The organism is Streptomyces sp. NPDC043896, from assembly GCF_056435605.1.
In genome coordinates, this window is record NZ_JBWKEE010000012.1 from 26,262 (window position 1) to 41,100 (window position 14,839).

A 14,839-nucleotide genomic window follows, 5' to 3' on the forward strand; every position below is an offset into this window, starting at 1 on the left:
ATCACAGGGTCCGCAGCGCGCGGTCGAGGACGCGGACCCCGAAGTGCAGGGCGTCGACGGGGACCCGTTCGTCCACGCCGTGGAAGAGGGACCAGTAGTCGAAGCCCGGCGGCAGCTTGAGCGGGGAGAAGCCGTAGCCGGTGATGCCGAGCCGGGAGAACTGCTTGGCGTCGGTGCCGCCCGCCATGCAGAAGGGGACCACGTGTCCGTCGGGGTCGAAGTGCTCGACGGACTCGCGCAGGATCCCGTACGTCCGCCCGTCGACGGGGGCCTGGAGGGCGACCTCCCGGTGGGCGAACTCCCAGTGCACGCCGGGGCCGGTGAGTTCGTCGAGGGTGGCGGCGAACTCCGCTTCGCCGCCGGGGACGGTGCGCCCGTCGACGTGGGCGGTGGCGTGGCCGGGGATGACGTTGAGCTTGTAACCGGCGTTGAACATGGTCGGGTTGGCGCTGTTGCGGATGGTCGCCTCGACGAGGGCTGCGGCCGGTCCGAGCTTGCCGAGGAGGTCGTCGAGGTCGGTGCCGGGGGCGCGCGGGTCGACGGTGAGGCCTTGGAGGGCTGCGAGTCCGCTGATGCAGGCGGTCACGGTGTCGGTGAGGCGGACCGGCCATGTGTGGGCGCCGATGCGGGCCACCGCGGCGGCGAGCCGGCTGACGGCGTTGTCCGGGTTGGGCTTGGATCCGTGTCCGGTGGTGCCGTGGGCGGTCAGCTTCAGCCAGGCGGTGCCGCGTTCGCCGGCCGCGATCGGGTAGAGGGCCTGGCCGGGCCGGGGGTGCACGGTGAAGGCCCCGGACTCGCTCAGGCCCTCCGTACAGCCTTCGAAGAGGTGCGGGTGCTCGTCGGCGAGGAAGCCGGATCCGTCGGCCGCGCTGTCCTCCTCGTCGGCGGTGTAGGCGATGACGATGTCCCGGCGGGGCCGTACGCCGTGGCGTGCCCAGGCGCGTACGACGGCCAGCACCATCGCGTCCATGTTCTTCATGTCGACGGCGCCGCGGCCCCAGACGACGCCGTCGCGGACCTCTCCGGAGAAGGGGTCGACGCTCCAGTCGGCGGCCTCGGCGGGGACCACGTCGAGGTGGCCGTGGACGAGGAGGGCGGGGGCGGACGGGTCGGTGCCGGCGATACGGGCCACGACGTTGGTCCGGCCGGGGGTGCGCTCCAGCAGGACGGGTTCGAGTCCGGCCCCGGCGAGGCGTTCGGCGGCGTACTCGGCGGCGGGCCGTTCGCGGCAGTCGCCGCCGCCGCGGTTGCTCGTGTCGATGCGGATCAGGCCGGAGGTGAACTCGACGGCCTCGTCGAGGGCGAGATCGTCGATGGCGGGACCGACGGAGACAGAACCAACCGGGGCCGAACCGACCGAGGCGGGACCGTGCGTGCCCGCGGAGCCGGGGCCGCCGTCCGGCACACCCGCTCCGCCGTGTCCTTCGCGGGCGGCCCCGCGGGGGTCGTCCTTCACCTGGTGCATGTCAGCCATACTGCTCCTCCACGGCCGCCGAGACGACCGTCGTGACCGCTTTGAAGGTCCGGATCGCCTCGTACATCGTCCCGCTGCTGTACGCGACCCTGCGTTCCGCACACCGTTCGACGCCGGGCACGACGGTCGCGGCCATCGACAGGTGCTCGGCGTCGAACTCGACCTCCATCGCGAAGGGGCCCCCGCGCACCGGCTCGTGCCGGACCGCGAGCTTGACCGCCTCGGCGGCGGCGGCGCGGATGTCGGCGGCGGTGCGGGCGGGGGTGCGGCAGACGGCCGCGTAGCGCGAGACGTGGTCCTTGACGGCGACGGTACGGGCGTCCGGCGCGTAACCGGCGGCGTCGGCGCAGGTCAGGTCGTCGCCGGTGACCAGGATGACGGGGACCCCGTACTCGGCCACGACGTGGGCGTTGAGGACGCCCTCGCTCGCGCGCAGGCCGCCCAGCCAGACCCCGGTGATGGAGTTGGCGAGGTAGGTGTGGGCGAGGACCCCTTCGGCGCCCGCGCCGGTGTGGTAGCCGACGAAGGCGATGCCGTCGACGTCGCCGTGCTGGACGCCCTCGACCATGGAGAGGGACTTGTGCCGGCCCGTGATCATCTCGGCGCGGGCGTCGAGCTTCTCCAGGAGCAGGTTGCGCATGGTCCAGTGGGCCTCGTTGATGAGGACCTGGTCGGCACCGCCGTCGAAGAAGCCGAGGACGGCCGCGTTCACGTCGGAGGTGAACATGCCCCGGCAGCGCTCCCATTGGGGGGTGCCGGGCAGCACGTCGGCGGGCCAGGTGACGCCCGTGGCGCCTTCCATGTCGGCGGAGACGAGGATCTTCATCGGGCCCCCGGTGGGTCGGGTCGCGGAGCCCCACCCTAGCCGCCCGGGGCCCTGGCGGCCCGGGGCCACGCCCGGCCGGGACGGGCTCCGGGGAAGGGGTTCACGGCGGGTCCCGGAGCGGCTCGCGGCGCGGCTCGCGGCGCGTGTCCCGGGGCGGCTCACGGCGGCCGGGAATTCCACCCGAACCGGTGAGCCGTCCCCGGGCGTCGTCCCGTCGGCGGCGCGTGGCCCTCGTCACGGCCCGGCGGTCAGCCCTTGACTTCCTTGGCCAGGTTCTCCAGCACGGTGTCGTAGATGCGGCCGAGGCCCTTGGGGGCGAAGGCGCGCTCGAAGAAGCCGCCGATGCCGCCCGCGCCGTTCCACACGGTGCTGACCACGGTCCGGGAGCGGCCCTCGCCGGCCGGGGTGACGGTCCAGGTGGTGACCATGGTGGAGTTGCGGTCCTTCTCCACGAGCTGGCCGTCCGTGGGCTCGGTGACCTCGAGCAGGCAGTCCCGTACGCGCTTGCTGGTGGCCTGGAGCTTCCAGTGGACCAGGGTGCCCTCGCCGTCGCCGCCCTCGCGCACCTCGTACTCGCTGAAGTGCTCGGGGAGCAGCTTGTTCCGGGTGCCGGTGTAGTCCGCCAGCGCGTCGAACACGGTGTCCGCGTCGGCCTCGATGATGCGCTCCGTGGTGGCCTCGACCTGCGCCATACCTGTTCCTCCAGCAGTTGGGATCGTGCGTCGCGGCAAGCCAACCACCTCCGGGGCGGCCGCCCAAATCCGGGGGGCGGGCGGGGGCGGGCGGTGGCGGGCGGGGGCGGGCCCCGCCGGGCGGGCCATCCGGCACGGTCGCGGAACAGGTGTTCAGTTCTGCGGGCCCCCGTCACGGTGACGGGGGCCCTCCGGGTGCTGCGGGGCCGGTCAGTGGATGACGCGGAAGCTCCGCCAGGGGAGGCTGGCGGGGGCCGTCACGTTCGACAGGGTGGTGGCCACGTAGGTGCCGTCCTCGCGGTCGCCCTTCTTGCAGTCGGGCGTGCGGTAGAGCACGACGTCGACGAGGGTGTTGTTCTCGACGTGGGTGGCCCCGTGGGGCACGGGGACGCGGTGGCAGCCCTTGACCGAGGTGTTGGAGTAGCTCACCTCCAGCGGGGAGTCGTGCCCCCGGAACGTCAGCATGCCCACGGTGCTGCGGCCCAGGCCCGAGCACGCGGTGCCGGTCAGCAGCAGGGCTGCGACCCCGGTCATGACGCCGATACGCCGTCTGTGGGTCATGGCGCGGTCCTCGTCTGTGCGGTGGCGGCGGTCGATGGCCACAGCCTGCCCCGGCCCGGCGCGCGCGGCATCCCGGGTGGGCCGTCCGTGTCGGCACCCCCGGAACACCGCCCGGCCCGGGGCGGCCGGGACGCACGGGGCGGGCTCCGTGACACCCCCGGTACTCCATCTGCGGCCCGGGGTGCGCGGTCGGACCGGGGGCGCCGCCGGGCGGTACGGGGCCGCGCCCGGGGGCCGTTCGCACGCGCCCGGCGCGCGCCGGGGCCGCACCGTCCGTCAAGTCCCGCCACCGGCGTCGGAGTCCGGCCACCGGCTACGCCCCCGCGGCCCGAAGGCCACTCCCGCCGGCCCCCGCCGGCCCCGCCTTCCGGCGCCGGGGTGGGTCCGGTCCGCGTACGGCGCGTGACCCGGACGCCACCCGACGGGTCATCACATCGGGCCAATGCGCGGCCCAATCCCGCGTTACCGCCACGGTTTCCGGGACGATTCCGCCCAGAACCCTCGGCTGGGAGGCCCCATGCTCCACCCCTCGAAGCTGCGCCCCGCGAAGAAGCGGGCCGCCGTCCTGCTGGCGACCGCCACCGTCGCCGCCGCCCTCGCGACCCCCGTCACCGCCGCCGCACCGGCGGAGGCGGAGACGGCCGCCGCGGCCGCGCTGCGCTGGACCGGCTGCGCCACCCCCCGTTACCCGACGCTGCAGTGCGCCTCCCTCAAGGTCCCGCTCGACCACGAACAGCCGGCGGGCCGGCAGATCTCCCTGGCCCTGACCCGGGTCCCGCACACGGCCGCCACCTCCCAGGGCCCCCTGCTGGTCAACCCCGGCGGGCCGGGCGGCAGCGGCCGCGCCCTCGCCGGGTTCATCGCGTCCGCCCTGCCGAAGGACGTGGCCGCCCAGTACGACGTGATCGGCTTCGACCCCCGGGGCGTGGGCAAGAGCGAGCCCGCCCTGGACTGCGGCTCCGGGCACTTCAAGCCCGTACGGCCCGACTCCGTGCCGCGTGACGGGGCGACGGAGCGGGCCAACCTGGAGCGGGTGCGCGCCTTCGCGGTGTCCTGCCAGGAGAAGCACGCGGACGTGCTCCCGTACGTCGGCACCGTCTCGGCGGCCCGCGACCTGGAGGTGCTGCGCACCGCCCTGGGCGCGGAGAAGCTCAGCTACTTCGGGTACTCCTACGGCACGTACCTGGGCGCCGTGTACGCCAAGCTCCACCCGCAGCGGGTGCACCGGCTGGTCCTGGACTCCGTGGTCGACCCGGCCGGCGTCTGGTACGAGGACAACCTCGCGCAGGACCTGGCCTTCGACGCCCGCCACAAGGCGTTCCTGGCCTGGGTGGCCCAGTACGACTCCACGTACCACCTGGGCACCGACCCGGCGCGGGTCGAGGCCCGCTGGTACGAGATGCGCGACGCGCTGCGCGCGGCCCCGGCGGGCGGGAAGGTGGGCCCGGCGGAGCTGGAGGACACGTTCATGCCGGGCGGCTACTACAACGGCTACTGGCCTTCGCTGGCGGAGGCCTTCGCGGCGTACGCGCTGAAGCAGGACCCGAAGCCGCTGGTGGCGACGTACGAGCGGCTGGGCGCGGTGGAGCCCTCGGCGAACAACAGCTACAGCGTCTACACGGCGGTGCAGTGCCGGGACTCGGCGTGGCCGAGGGACTGGAACCGGTGGCGGGCCGACATGTGGCGCACGCACGCCAAGGCGCCGTTCATGACCTGGAACAACGCCTGGTACAACGCCCCCTGCGCGTTCTGGCCGACGCAGCCGCTCCAGGCCCCGGACGTGACGAACGCCGGGCTGCCGAAGGCGCTGCTGTTCCAGGCGACCGAGGACGCGGCGACCCCGTACGAGGGCGCGGTGAGCATGCGGGACAAGCTGGCGGGCTCGGCGCTGGTGGTGGAGGAGGGCGGCGGCAACCACGGCATCGCCCTGAGCGGCAACAAGTGCCTCGACGAGAAGCTCTCCCTGTACCTGAGGACGGGACAGGCGGCGGACGCGACCTGCCCGGCGCAGCCCGCGCCGAAGCCGGCGGCCGCGACCCGTGCGGTGCCGCCGTCGGCGGGCGGGGCGGCCCTGCACGGTCTGCTGGGCTTCCGCGGCTGAGGCCGGGCGGGCAAGATCGTCCGCATGACCTCATCCGAGTACCGCGGCAACGACCACCTCACCCGTATCGCCGCCCCGGAGGGCGTCAGCCCCGGCAGCGGGTACAGCCACGTCGTCTGGGGCACCGGGCGGTTCGTGGCCGTATCGGGGCAGTGCGCCTTCGACGAGAAGGGCGAGGTGGTCGGCGAGGGCGATCCGGCCGCGCAGGCCCGGCAGGTGTTCGAGAACCTGCGGCGGTGCCTGGCGGCGGCCGGGGCGGGCTTCGAGGACGTGGTGAAGCTGACGTACTTCGTCACGGACGTGGCCCACCTGCCGGCGGTCCGGGCGGCGCGGGACGAGGTGATCGCGGCGGACCGGCTGCCGGCCTCCTCGGCGGTCCAGGTGGCCGCCCTGTTCCGGCCGGAGCTCCTGCTGGAGGTGGAGGCCTTCGCGGTGGTTCCGACGGCGGGCTGAGGGTCCGAGGCGGGGGGCCGGCCCGGCGGGACGCCCCGGCCCCCGGCCCCCGGCTCCCTGCCCCCGGCCGGGGTTCACACGCCGGGGTTCACGCGTCGGGGTGCCCCGCCTCCAGCCGGGTCAGGGCGTCGGTGGCGGCGAGCGCCAGCCGGGGGTGGGCCTGGGCGCGGACCAGGACGTCGCGGGCCCGGGGGTCGGCGAGGGTACCCAGGCCCTCGACGCAGGCCAGGGCCACCCGCCAGTACGGGTCGTGCGGGGCCAGCAGCCGGGACAGGGTCCTGATCAGGGCCGGGGCCGACTCCGGCGCCCGCAGCGCGGTGAGCAGCCGGACCGGGTGGAGGGCGTAGGCCGTGCGCAGGGCGTTGGTCGCCAGGGCCGCCGCCGCGCGGGCGGTGCGCGGGTCCCCGAGGACCCCGAGCGCCTGGGCGGCGGCCGCGCAGCGGGCCGGGTCCCGGTGGTTCAGCAGGAGCACCAGCGGCTCGAAGGCCCGCCGGTCCCCGGCCATGCCGAGCCGGTACGCGGCCAGTTCGCGGGCCCACAGGGGCAGTCCGGCGGACGTCAGGGAGGCGGCCAGGGCGTCCGGGCCGGCGGCGAGCAGTTCCGGGTACGCGGCCGACCCGTCGGCCTCCGCCCGCAGGCGTTCCAGCACGTCGTTCACGCGGCCACCCTAGGGGGCCGCGGGCCCCGGCAGGGGGTGTTCCGCGGAGCCCGTTGATCGATGATCGATGATCGGTACATTTGGGCGGTACAGGTCACATCTCCGCGCTCTGGCGGACCAGTTACCGGCCGGTTAATCTCACTTCCACACGTACGGAGCCGGCCTGGTGACGCAGCCGCCCCGTACCAGTCGGTTCGTCCGCTCGACCGTTCCACCCCACGGCTGGACCCCGGGACAGGGTTCCGCCGGTTTCCGCCCGCTGCCGCGCCCCGCTCCCTCTCGGGCGCACCGCCGGGCGTGCCCCGCACGGCTCTTCTCTTCCGTACGGCATCCGCGCGCGCTGTGCGCCGCGCGCTCCCTCAGTCGTCACCCTCTTCCACTGGAGTCCCGCGATGGACCTTCCGTCCACGTCCAGTCAGTCCTCCCTCCGCACCGTCGCCGTCGTCGGCCTCGGCACCATGGGCACCGGCATCGCCGAGGTCCTCGCCCGGGCCGGCCGCGAGGTCATCGGCATCGACGTCAGCGAGACCGCCACCCGCCGCGCCGCCGGGGCCCTCGCGGCCGCCACCGCCCGCTCCGTGGCCAAGGACAAGCTCACCGAGCAGGAGCGCGAGGCCGTGCTGGCGCGCTTCCGCACCTTCACCGACCTCGGTGCCGCCGCCGAGGCCGACCTGGTCATCGAGGTGGTCCCGGAGGACTACGACCTCAAGCACCGGATCATCGGCGAGCTCGACGCGATCGTCCGTCCGGACACCGTCCTGGCCACCGGCACCAACGCACTGTCCGTGACCCGGCTCGCCGCCGAGTCGCTGCGGCCCGAGCGCGTCCTCGGGATGCACTTCTTCAACCCGGCGCCGGCGATGAAGCTCGTCGAGATCGTGTCGAGCGTCCTGACCTCCCCGGCCGCCGTGGAGGCCGTCACCGAGCTGGCGGTGGAGCTCGGCAAGCAGCCCGTCGCGGTCGGCGACCGGCCCGGGTTCGTCGCGGACGGCCTGCTCTTCGGCTACCTCAACCAGGCCGCCGCGATGTACGAGGCCAAGTACGCCTCCCGCGAGGACATCGACGCGGCGATGAAGCTGGGCTGCGGCCTGCCGATGGGCCCCCTCGCCCTGCTCGACCTGGTCGGCGTGGACACCGCGCGCACGGTCCTGGAGGCCATGTACGCCTCCTCCGGCGACCGGCTGCACGCCCCGGCGCCGATCCTGGGCCAGCTCGTCGAGGCGGGCCTGACCGGGCAGAAGGCCGGGCGCGGCTTCTACACGTACGAGGCCCCGGGCAGCCCGGTGGTGGTGCGCGACCTCCAGACCCCGCTGGACGGGTCCCTGCTCGGCGCGGGCCGTCCGGTCTCCTCGGTCGGCGTGGCCGGCTCGGGAACGATGGCGAGCGGTATCGCGCAGGTCTTCGCGCAGGCCGGCTACCAGGTGGTCCTGGCCGCCCGCAGCGAGGAGAAGGCCGAGGCCGCGAAGGCCGCGATCGGGAAGTCCCTGGGCCGTGCGGTGTCCAAGGGCCGCCTGACCGAGGAGGCCGCCGCGCAGACCCTGGAGCGGATCACCCCGGCGGGGTCGCTGGAGGCCTTCGCCGACGTGGACCTGGCGGTCGAGGCGGTCGCCGAGGACCTGGCGGTCAAGCAGCAGCTCTTCGCGGGCCTGGACAAGGTCTGCAAGCCGGGCGCGGTGCTGGCCACCACCACCTCCTCGCTGCCGGTGATCGCCGTCGCGCGGGCGACCTCGCGCCCGCAGGACGTGATCGGCATGCACTTCTTCAACCCGGCGCCGGCCATGAAGCTGGTCGAGGTGGTCCGGACGGTCCTGACGGCCGACGACGTGCACGCCACGGTCCGCGAGGTCTGCGCGAAGGTCCGCAAGCACCCGGTGGACTGCGGGGACCGGGCCGGGTTCATCGTGAACGCGCTGCTGTTCCCGTACCTGAACAACGCGATCAAGATGGTCGAGCAGCACTACGCGGGCATCGACGAGATCGACGCCGCGATGAAGCTGGGCGGCGGCTACCCGATGGGGCCCTTCGAGCTCCTCGACGTGGTCGGCCTGGACGTGTCGCTCGCCATCGAGAAGGTCCTCTACCAGGAGTTCCGCGACCCCGCCCTGGCGCCGTCCCCGCTGCTGGAGCACCTGGTGGCGGCGGGCTGCCTGGGGCGGAAGACCGGCCGCGGATTCCGTGAGTACGCCCGCCGGTAGGCCGGGCCCTGAGCAGGATGCGTGGGGAGGGCTGCTCGGGTCCGCCGGACCCTCACGGCGGACATACCCTCCCGAGCCCAGTGCGGGCCCTCCCCCGCATCCACCCCCCTCGCACCCCCCTCCGGCGCGCGCGCCTGCGCGAATGAAGTACTTTCGCTCTATGTCCCAGCCCGCCAAGACCTCACCCCGTGCCGCGTCGGCCGCAGACTCCCCGGAGAGCGCGGCCGGCACCCGGGCGGCCGCCCAGCGGCTCAAGATGCGCCGCGAGCTGGCCGCCGCGGCCATGGAGCTCTTCGCGACCAAGGGGTACGAGGCCACGACGGTCGACGAGATCGCCGCCACCGCCGGGGTGGCCCGCCGGACGTTCTTCCGGCACTTCCGTTCCAAGGAAGAGGCGATCTTCCCGGACCACGACGACACCCTGACCCGCGCCGAGGCCGTCCTGGACGTGGCGCCGGCGCACGAGCACCCGCTCGACACGGTGTGCCGGGGGATCAAGGAAGTCATGAAGATGTACGCCGCCTCGCCGGCGGTGTCGGTGGAGCGCTACCGGCTCACCCGCGAGGTGCCGGCGCTGCGCGAGCGGGAGATCGCCTCCGTGGCCCGCTACGAGCGGCTCTTCACCCGCTACCTGCTCGCGCACTTCGACGAGACCGACCACCACGACGGCAACGACGACCCGCTGCTGGCCGAGGTGGCCGCGTCCGCGGTGGTGACCGCGCACAACCACGTGCTGCGGCGCTGGCTGCGGGCCGGGGGCCAGGGGGACGTGGAGGCGCAGCTGGACCACGCCTTCGCCATCGTCCGCAAGACCTTCGGCTCCGGGATCGGCGCCGGCCGTCCGGCGGACCCGGACGCCGGGGTCCCGAAGGCGGCGGTGCGCGCGGAGGGCGAGGTGCTCGTCGCGGTGGCCCGTACGGACGCTCCGCTCGACGAGGTCATGCGGACCATCGAGGAAGCGCTCAAGAACAAGTAGGCGGCTCCGTCGAGCCCCAGAAAGCGACTCTGGTCACAGCGGCCGCTCCCGTTCCGGGGGCGGCCGCTTTCGTATGCCCGAGTTGCCCCTACTCGCGGGTAACTCTGATCGATCATCGCTCATCTGCGCAGGTCAATCGGCAAGTGAGAGAAAGTTTTGGCACCCAGTGCCTTGCCGAGTGACACGGGGTGCCATACGTTGAGTCCCGTCCGGATGTCCCCGCGGCCCACGCCCACTCGGCACGGAACGCGCCCCGGATGCCTGCGTCACCAGGCCCCGCCCGCCCCACCACAGGCGCGCCAGCTCCACCGCTCCTCCCCCGGCCCCGGCCGGGACCCCAGGACCGACGGCACCACGCAGCAGCACCCACCACACGTAACCGCGCACCCCGCGCATCCCTCAGCGCACCCTCATCAGCGCTTGCCGGAGGCAATACCGTGAAGGACATCCTGGACGCGATTCAGTCGCAGTCCGCCACCGCCGCAGACTTCGCCGCACTGCCGCTCCCCGACTCCTACCGCGCGATCACCGTGCACAAGGACGAGACGGAGATGTTCGCCGGGCTCACCACCCGCGAGAAGGACCCGCGCAAGTCCCTGCACCTGGACCAGGTCCCGGTTCCGGAGCTGGGCCCGGGCGAGGCCCTGGTGGCCGTCATGGCCTCCTCGGTCAACTACAACTCGGTGTGGACCTCGATCTTCGAGCCGGTGTCCACCTTCAGCTTCCTGGAGCGCTACGGGCGCCTGTCGGAGCTCACCAAGCGCCACGACCTCCCGTACCACATCATCGGCTCCGACCTCGCGGGCGTCGTGCTGCGCACCGGCCCCGGCGTCAACTCCTGGAAGCCGGGCGACGAGGTCGTCGCGCACTGCCTCTCGGTCGAGCTGGAGTCCTCGGACGGCCACAACGACACGATGCTCGACCCCGAGCAGCGCATCTGGGGCTTCGAGACCAACTTCGGCGGCCTGGCGGAGATCGCGCTCGTCAAGTCGAACCAGCTGATGCCGAAGCCGGACCACCTCAGCTGGGAGGAGGCCGCCTCCCCCGGCCTGGTCAACTCCACCGCCTACCGCCAGCTGGTCTCCCGCAACGGCGCCGGCATGAAGCAGGGCGACAACGTCCTGATCTGGGGCGCCAGCGGCGGCCTCGGCTCCTACGCCACCCAGTTCGCCCTGGCCGGCGGCGCCAACCCGATCTGCGTCGTCTCCTCCCCGGAGAAGGCCGAGATCTGCCGCAAGATGGGCGCCACCGCGGTCATCGACCGCAACGCCGAGGGCTACAAGTTCTGGAAGGACGAGCGGACCCAGGACCCGCGCGAGTGGAAGCGCTTCGGCTCGAAGATCCGCGAGCTGACCGGCGGCGAGGACATCGACATCGTCTTCGAGCACCCGGGCCGCGAGACCTTCGGCGCCTCCGTCTACGTCACCCGCAAGGGCGGCACCATCACCACCTGCGCCTCGACCTCCGGCTACATGCACGAGTACGACAACCGCTACCTGTGGATGTCCCTCAAGAAGATCGTCGGCTCGCACTTCGCCAACTACCGCGAGGCGTGGGAGGCCAACCGCCTGATCGCCAAGGGCAAGATCCACCCCACCCTCTCGAAGGTCTACTCCCTGGAGGAGACCGGCCAGGCCGCCTACGACGTCCACCGCAACCTGCACCAGGGCAAGGTCGGCGTCCTCGCGCTCGCCCCCGAGGAGGGCCTGGGCGTCCGCGACCACGAGATGCGCGCCCGGCACCTCGACGCGATCAACCGCTTCCGCAACGTCTGAGTCTGAAGTCCACTCAAAGGCCATAAGGATCGCCTGAGATGACAGAGCGCCAGAAGGACCGTCCGTGGCTCATGCGGACGTACGCCGGCCACTCCACGGCCGAGGCGTCCAACGAGCTGTACCGCCGCAACCTCGCCAAGGGCCAGACCGGCCTGTCGGTCGCGTTCGACCTCCCGACGCAGACCGGCTACGACCCCGACCACGTCCTCGCCCGCGGCGAGGTGGGCCGGGTCGGGGTGCCGGTCTCCCACCTGGGCGACATGCGGCGGCTGTTCCAGGACATACCCCTGGAGCAGATGAACACCTCGATGACCATCAACGCCACCGCGATGTGGCTGCTGGCGCTCTACCAGGTGGCCGCCGAGGAGCAGGGAGCGGACATCTCCCAGCTCCAGGGCACCACCCAGAACGACATCGTCAAGGAGTACCTCTCGCGCGGGACGCACGTCTTCCCGCCCGGGCCCTCGCTCCGCCTGACGACGGACATGATCGCGTACACGGTCAACCACATCCCGAAGTGGAACCCGATCAACATCTGCAGCTACCACCTGCAGGAGGCCGGGGCCACGCCGGTCCAGGAGATCTCGTACGCGATGTCCACCGCGATCGCCGTCCTGGACTCCGTGCGCGACTCGGGCCAGGTGCCCGAGGAGCGCTTCGGCGAGGTGGTCGCCCGTATCTCCTTCTTCGTGAACGCGGGCGTCCGCTTCATCGAGGAGATGTGCAAGATGCGCGCCTTCGGCCGCATCTGGGACAAGGTCACCAAGGAGCGCTACGGCATCGAGAACGCCAAGCAGCGCCGGTTCCGCTACGGCGTCCAGGTGAACTCGCTCGGCCTGACCGAGGCGCAGCCCGAGAACAACGTCCAGCGGATCGTGCTGGAGATGCTCGCGGTCACCCTCTCCAAGGACGCCCGCGCCCGCGCGGTGCAGCTGCCCGCGTGGAACGAGGCGCTGGGCCTGCCCCGCCCCTGGGACCAGCAGTGGTCGCTGCGCATCCAGCAGGTCCTGGCCCACGAGAGCGACCTGCTGGAGTACGAGGACATCTTCGCCGGATCCCACGTCATCGAGGCCAAGGTCGACTCCCTGGTCGCCGACTGCCTGGCCGAGATCGACCGGATCCAGGAGATGGGCGGCGCGATGGCCGCCGTCGAGTCCGGGTACCTGAAGTCCCAGCTGGTCTCCTCGCACGCCGAGCGGCGCGCTCGGATCGAGGCCGGCGAGGACAAGATCGTCGGGGTGAACTGCTTTCAGCAGACCGAGGAGAACCCCCTCACCTCGGACCTCGACGGGGCCATCATGACCGTCGACCCCGCCGTGGAGGCGTTCACCGTCGAGCGCATCACCCGCTGGCGCGCCGAGCGGCAGGAGTCCTCGGACCGGCAGGGGGGCGGCGACCCGTTCGTCTTCCCGACCGCCGGGCAGGCCCTGGACCGGCTGAAGGAGGCCGCCGCCGGGACCGAGAACCTGATGGAGGCCACCCTGGAGTGCGCCCGCGCCGGTGTCACCACCGGCGAGTGGGCGAACGCCCTGCGCGAGGTCTTCGGCGAGTTCCGCGCCCCGACCGGGGTCTCCTCGGCCCCGGTCGCGGTCACCGCCGAGGAGGGCACGCCGCTGGCCCTGGTCCGGGAGAAGGTCGCCCGGACGGCGGACGAGCTGGGCTCCGGCCGGCTGCGCCTGCTGGTCGGCAAGCCCGGCCTCGACGGACACTCCAACGGTGCCGAGCAGATCGCCGTCCGGGCCCGCGACGCCGGGTTCGAGGTGGTCTACCAGGGCATCCGGCTGACTCCCGAGGAGATCTCCTCGGCGGCCCTGGCCGAGGACGTGCACTGCGTGGGACTGTCCATCCTGTCCGGTTCGCACAGCGCACTGGTCCCGGACGTCCTGGAACGCCTGCGCACGGCGGGGGCGGGCGACATCCCCGTCATCGTCGGGGGCATCATTCCGAACGCCGACGCCGTCACGCTGAAGGCCGCCGGGGTGGCCGCCGTGTTCACCCCGAAGGACTTCGGCATCACGGAGATCATCGGCCGTATCGTCGACGAGATCCGCAAGGCCAACAAGCTCCACCCTCTCAACATCGCTGAAAGCACGGAGGTCCCCGCATGACCACGCCCCTCTCCCCCGTGAACCGGCTGCGTCCGCGCCGCTCCTGCCTCGCGGTCCCGGGCTCGAACCCGCGGTTCCTGGAGAAGGCCCAGGGCCTGCCGGCCGACCAGGTCTTCCTGGACCTGGAGGACGCCTGCGCCCCCCTCGCCAAGGAAGGCGCCCGCCACACCATCGTGGACGCGCTGAACAACGGCGACTGGACCGGCAAGACCCGCGTGGTCCGCGTCAACGACTGGACCACCCACTGGACGTACCGCGATGTCATCACCGTCGTCGAGGGCGCCGGGCAGAACCTCGACTGCATCATGCTGCCGAAGGTCCAGGACGCCCAGCAGGTCGTCGCGCTGGACCTGCTGCTGACCCAGATCGAGAAGACCATGGGCTTCGAGGTCGGCAAGATCGGCATCGAGGCGCAGATCGAGAACGCCAAGGGCCTGGTCAACGTCGACGAGATCGCCGCCGCCTCGCCGCGCCTGGAGACCATCATCTTCGGCCCGGCCGACTTCATGGCCTCGATCAACATGAAGTCCCTGGTCGTGGGCATGCAGCCGCCCGGCTACCCGGCGGACGCCTACCACTACATCCTGATGCGGATCCTGATGGCGGCCCGTACGCACAACCTCCAGGCGATCGACGGCCCCTTCCTCCAGATCCGCGACGTGGACGCCTACCGCGAGGTCGCCGGGCGCGCCGCGGCCCTCGGCTTCGACGGCAAGTGGGTGCTGCACCCGGGCCAGGTCGACGCGGCCAACGAGGTCTTCTCGCCCTCGCAGGAGGACTACGACCACGCCGAGCTGATCCTCGACGCCTACGACTGGTGCACCTCCGAGGCGGGCGGCAAGAAGGGCTCCGCGATGCTCGGCGACGAGATGATCGACGAGGCCAGCCGCAAGATGGCCCTGGTCATCGCCGGCAAGGGCCGGGCCGCGGGCATGCGGCGGAATTCGAAGTTCGAGGCCCCCACCGCCTAGGCGATCCGGCAGAGCCGGGCGCACCCATCCCCAGCCCCAGGCCCCCCGC

General features: G+C 72.6%; 12 protein-coding genes. 7 read left to right on the top strand and 5 right to left on the bottom strand.

Annotated elements, in window-relative coordinates; genetic code table 11:
* Position 1: 1 nt before the first annotated feature.
* From AC069X_RS18950 to AC069X_RS18965, 4 genes are all read right to left on the bottom strand, one after another.
* Positions 2 to 1,465, bottom strand: a complete 1,464-nt coding sequence (locus tag AC069X_RS18950) for a M20/M25/M40 family metallo-hydrolase (protein WP_478729901.1) — start codon at positions 1,463 to 1,465, stop codon at positions 2 to 4.
* A gap of 1 nt (position 1,466) precedes the next feature.
* Positions 1,467 to 2,300, bottom strand: coding sequence for a M55 family metallopeptidase (locus AC069X_RS18955; protein ID WP_478729732.1), 834 nt, complete (start codon positions 2,298 to 2,300; stop codon positions 1,467 to 1,469).
* Between the two features lie 248 nt (positions 2,301 to 2,548).
* Positions 2,549 to 2,992, bottom strand: coding sequence for an SRPBCC family protein (locus tag AC069X_RS18960; protein ID WP_478729733.1), 444 nt, complete (start codon positions 2,990 to 2,992; stop codon positions 2,549 to 2,551).
* Positions 2,993 to 3,202: 210 nt separating this feature from the next.
* Positions 3,203 to 3,553: a hypothetical protein gene (locus AC069X_RS18965; protein WP_478729734.1), complete on the bottom strand. Its 351-nt coding sequence runs from the start codon at positions 3,551 to 3,553 to the stop codon at positions 3,203 to 3,205.
* A 517-nt stretch (positions 3,554 to 4,070) separates the two neighbouring features.
* On the opposite strand from AC069X_RS18965, the gene AC069X_RS18970 reads away from it, so the two are divergent.
* Together AC069X_RS18970 and AC069X_RS18975 are read left to right on the top strand one after the other, a co-directional pair.
* Entirely contained in the window at positions 4,071 to 5,654 is a 1,584-nt protein-coding gene (locus tag AC069X_RS18970) for an alpha/beta hydrolase (RefSeq protein WP_478729735.1), read from the top strand.
* Positions 5,655 to 5,678: 24 nt separating this feature from the next.
* Positions 5,679 to 6,107 (top strand): RidA family protein, encoded by a 429-nt coding sequence (locus AC069X_RS18975; protein ID WP_478729736.1) that lies wholly within the window; start codon positions 5,679 to 5,681, stop codon positions 6,105 to 6,107.
* Positions 6,108 to 6,195: 88 nt separating this feature from the next.
* Here the strand turns inward: AC069X_RS18975 and AC069X_RS18980 are convergent, their stop codons facing one another.
* Positions 6,196 to 6,765 carry a HEAT repeat domain-containing protein gene (locus AC069X_RS18980; protein ID WP_478729737.1) on the bottom strand — a complete coding sequence of 190 codons (570 nt, stop codon included), beginning with the start codon at positions 6,763 to 6,765 and terminating at the stop codon, positions 6,196 to 6,198.
* Between the two features lie 392 nt (positions 6,766 to 7,157).
* Here AC069X_RS18980 and AC069X_RS18985 point away from each other — a divergent pair, with 392 nt between their 5' ends.
* The 5 genes from AC069X_RS18985 (at position 7,158) to AC069X_RS19005 (ending at position 14,790) form a co-directional block, all read left to right on the top strand.
* A complete protein-coding gene (locus AC069X_RS18985; protein WP_478729738.1) occupies positions 7,158 to 8,960 on the top strand; it encodes a 3-hydroxyacyl-CoA dehydrogenase family protein in 1,803 nt (600 codons plus the stop codon).
* Positions 8,961 to 9,120: 160 nt separating this feature from the next.
* Positions 9,121 to 9,936, top strand: a complete 816-nt coding sequence (locus tag AC069X_RS18990) for a TetR family transcriptional regulator (protein WP_478729739.1) — start codon at positions 9,121 to 9,123, stop codon at positions 9,934 to 9,936.
* Between the two features lie 437 nt (positions 9,937 to 10,373).
* On the top strand, positions 10,374 to 11,711 hold the full coding sequence (ccrA, locus tag AC069X_RS18995; RefSeq protein WP_478729740.1) for a crotonyl-CoA carboxylase/reductase: 1,338 nt from the start codon (positions 10,374 to 10,376) through the stop codon (positions 11,709 to 11,711).
* 38 nt (positions 11,712 to 11,749) lie between these two features.
* Positions 11,750 to 13,819, top strand: coding sequence for a protein meaA (locus AC069X_RS19000; protein WP_478729741.1), 2,070 nt, complete (start codon positions 11,750 to 11,752; stop codon positions 13,817 to 13,819).
* Positions 13,816 to 14,790: an HpcH/HpaI aldolase/citrate lyase family protein gene (locus AC069X_RS19005; RefSeq protein WP_478729742.1), complete on the top strand. Its 975-nt coding sequence runs from the start codon at positions 13,816 to 13,818 to the stop codon at positions 14,788 to 14,790. Before AC069X_RS19000 ends, AC069X_RS19005 begins: the two co-directional genes overlap by 4 nt.
* The last annotated feature ends 49 nt before the right edge of the window (positions 14,791 to 14,839 follow it).

Excerpts from the sequence above, each read along its gene's own strand:
- AC069X_RS18950 (WP_478729901.1), bottom strand. The coding sequence starts at position 1,465 with ATGCACCAGGTGAAGGACGACCCCCGCGGGGCCGCCCGCGAAGGACAC.
- AC069X_RS18955 (WP_478729732.1), bottom strand. The coding sequence starts at position 2,300 with ATGAAGATCCTCGTCTCCGCCGACATGGAAGGCGCCACGGGCGTCACC.
- AC069X_RS18960 (WP_478729733.1), bottom strand. The coding sequence starts at position 2,992 with ATGGCGCAGGTCGAGGCCACCACGGAGCGCATCATCGAGGCCGACGCG.
- AC069X_RS18965 (WP_478729734.1), bottom strand. The coding sequence starts at position 3,553 with ATGACCCACAGACGGCGTATCGGCGTCATGACCGGGGTCGCAGCCCTG.
- AC069X_RS18970 (WP_478729735.1), top strand. The coding sequence starts at position 4,071 with ATGCTCCACCCCTCGAAGCTGCGCCCCGCGAAGAAGCGGGCCGCCGTC.
- AC069X_RS18975 (WP_478729736.1), top strand. The coding sequence starts at position 5,679 with ATGACCTCATCCGAGTACCGCGGCAACGACCACCTCACCCGTATCGCC.
- AC069X_RS18985 (WP_478729738.1), top strand. The coding sequence starts at position 7,158 with ATGGACCTTCCGTCCACGTCCAGTCAGTCCTCCCTCCGCACCGTCGCC.
- AC069X_RS18990 (WP_478729739.1), top strand. The coding sequence starts at position 9,121 with ATGTCCCAGCCCGCCAAGACCTCACCCCGTGCCGCGTCGGCCGCAGAC.
- AC069X_RS19000 (WP_478729741.1), top strand. The coding sequence starts at position 11,750 with ATGACAGAGCGCCAGAAGGACCGTCCGTGGCTCATGCGGACGTACGCC.
- AC069X_RS19005 (WP_478729742.1), top strand. The coding sequence starts at position 13,816 with ATGACCACGCCCCTCTCCCCCGTGAACCGGCTGCGTCCGCGCCGCTCC.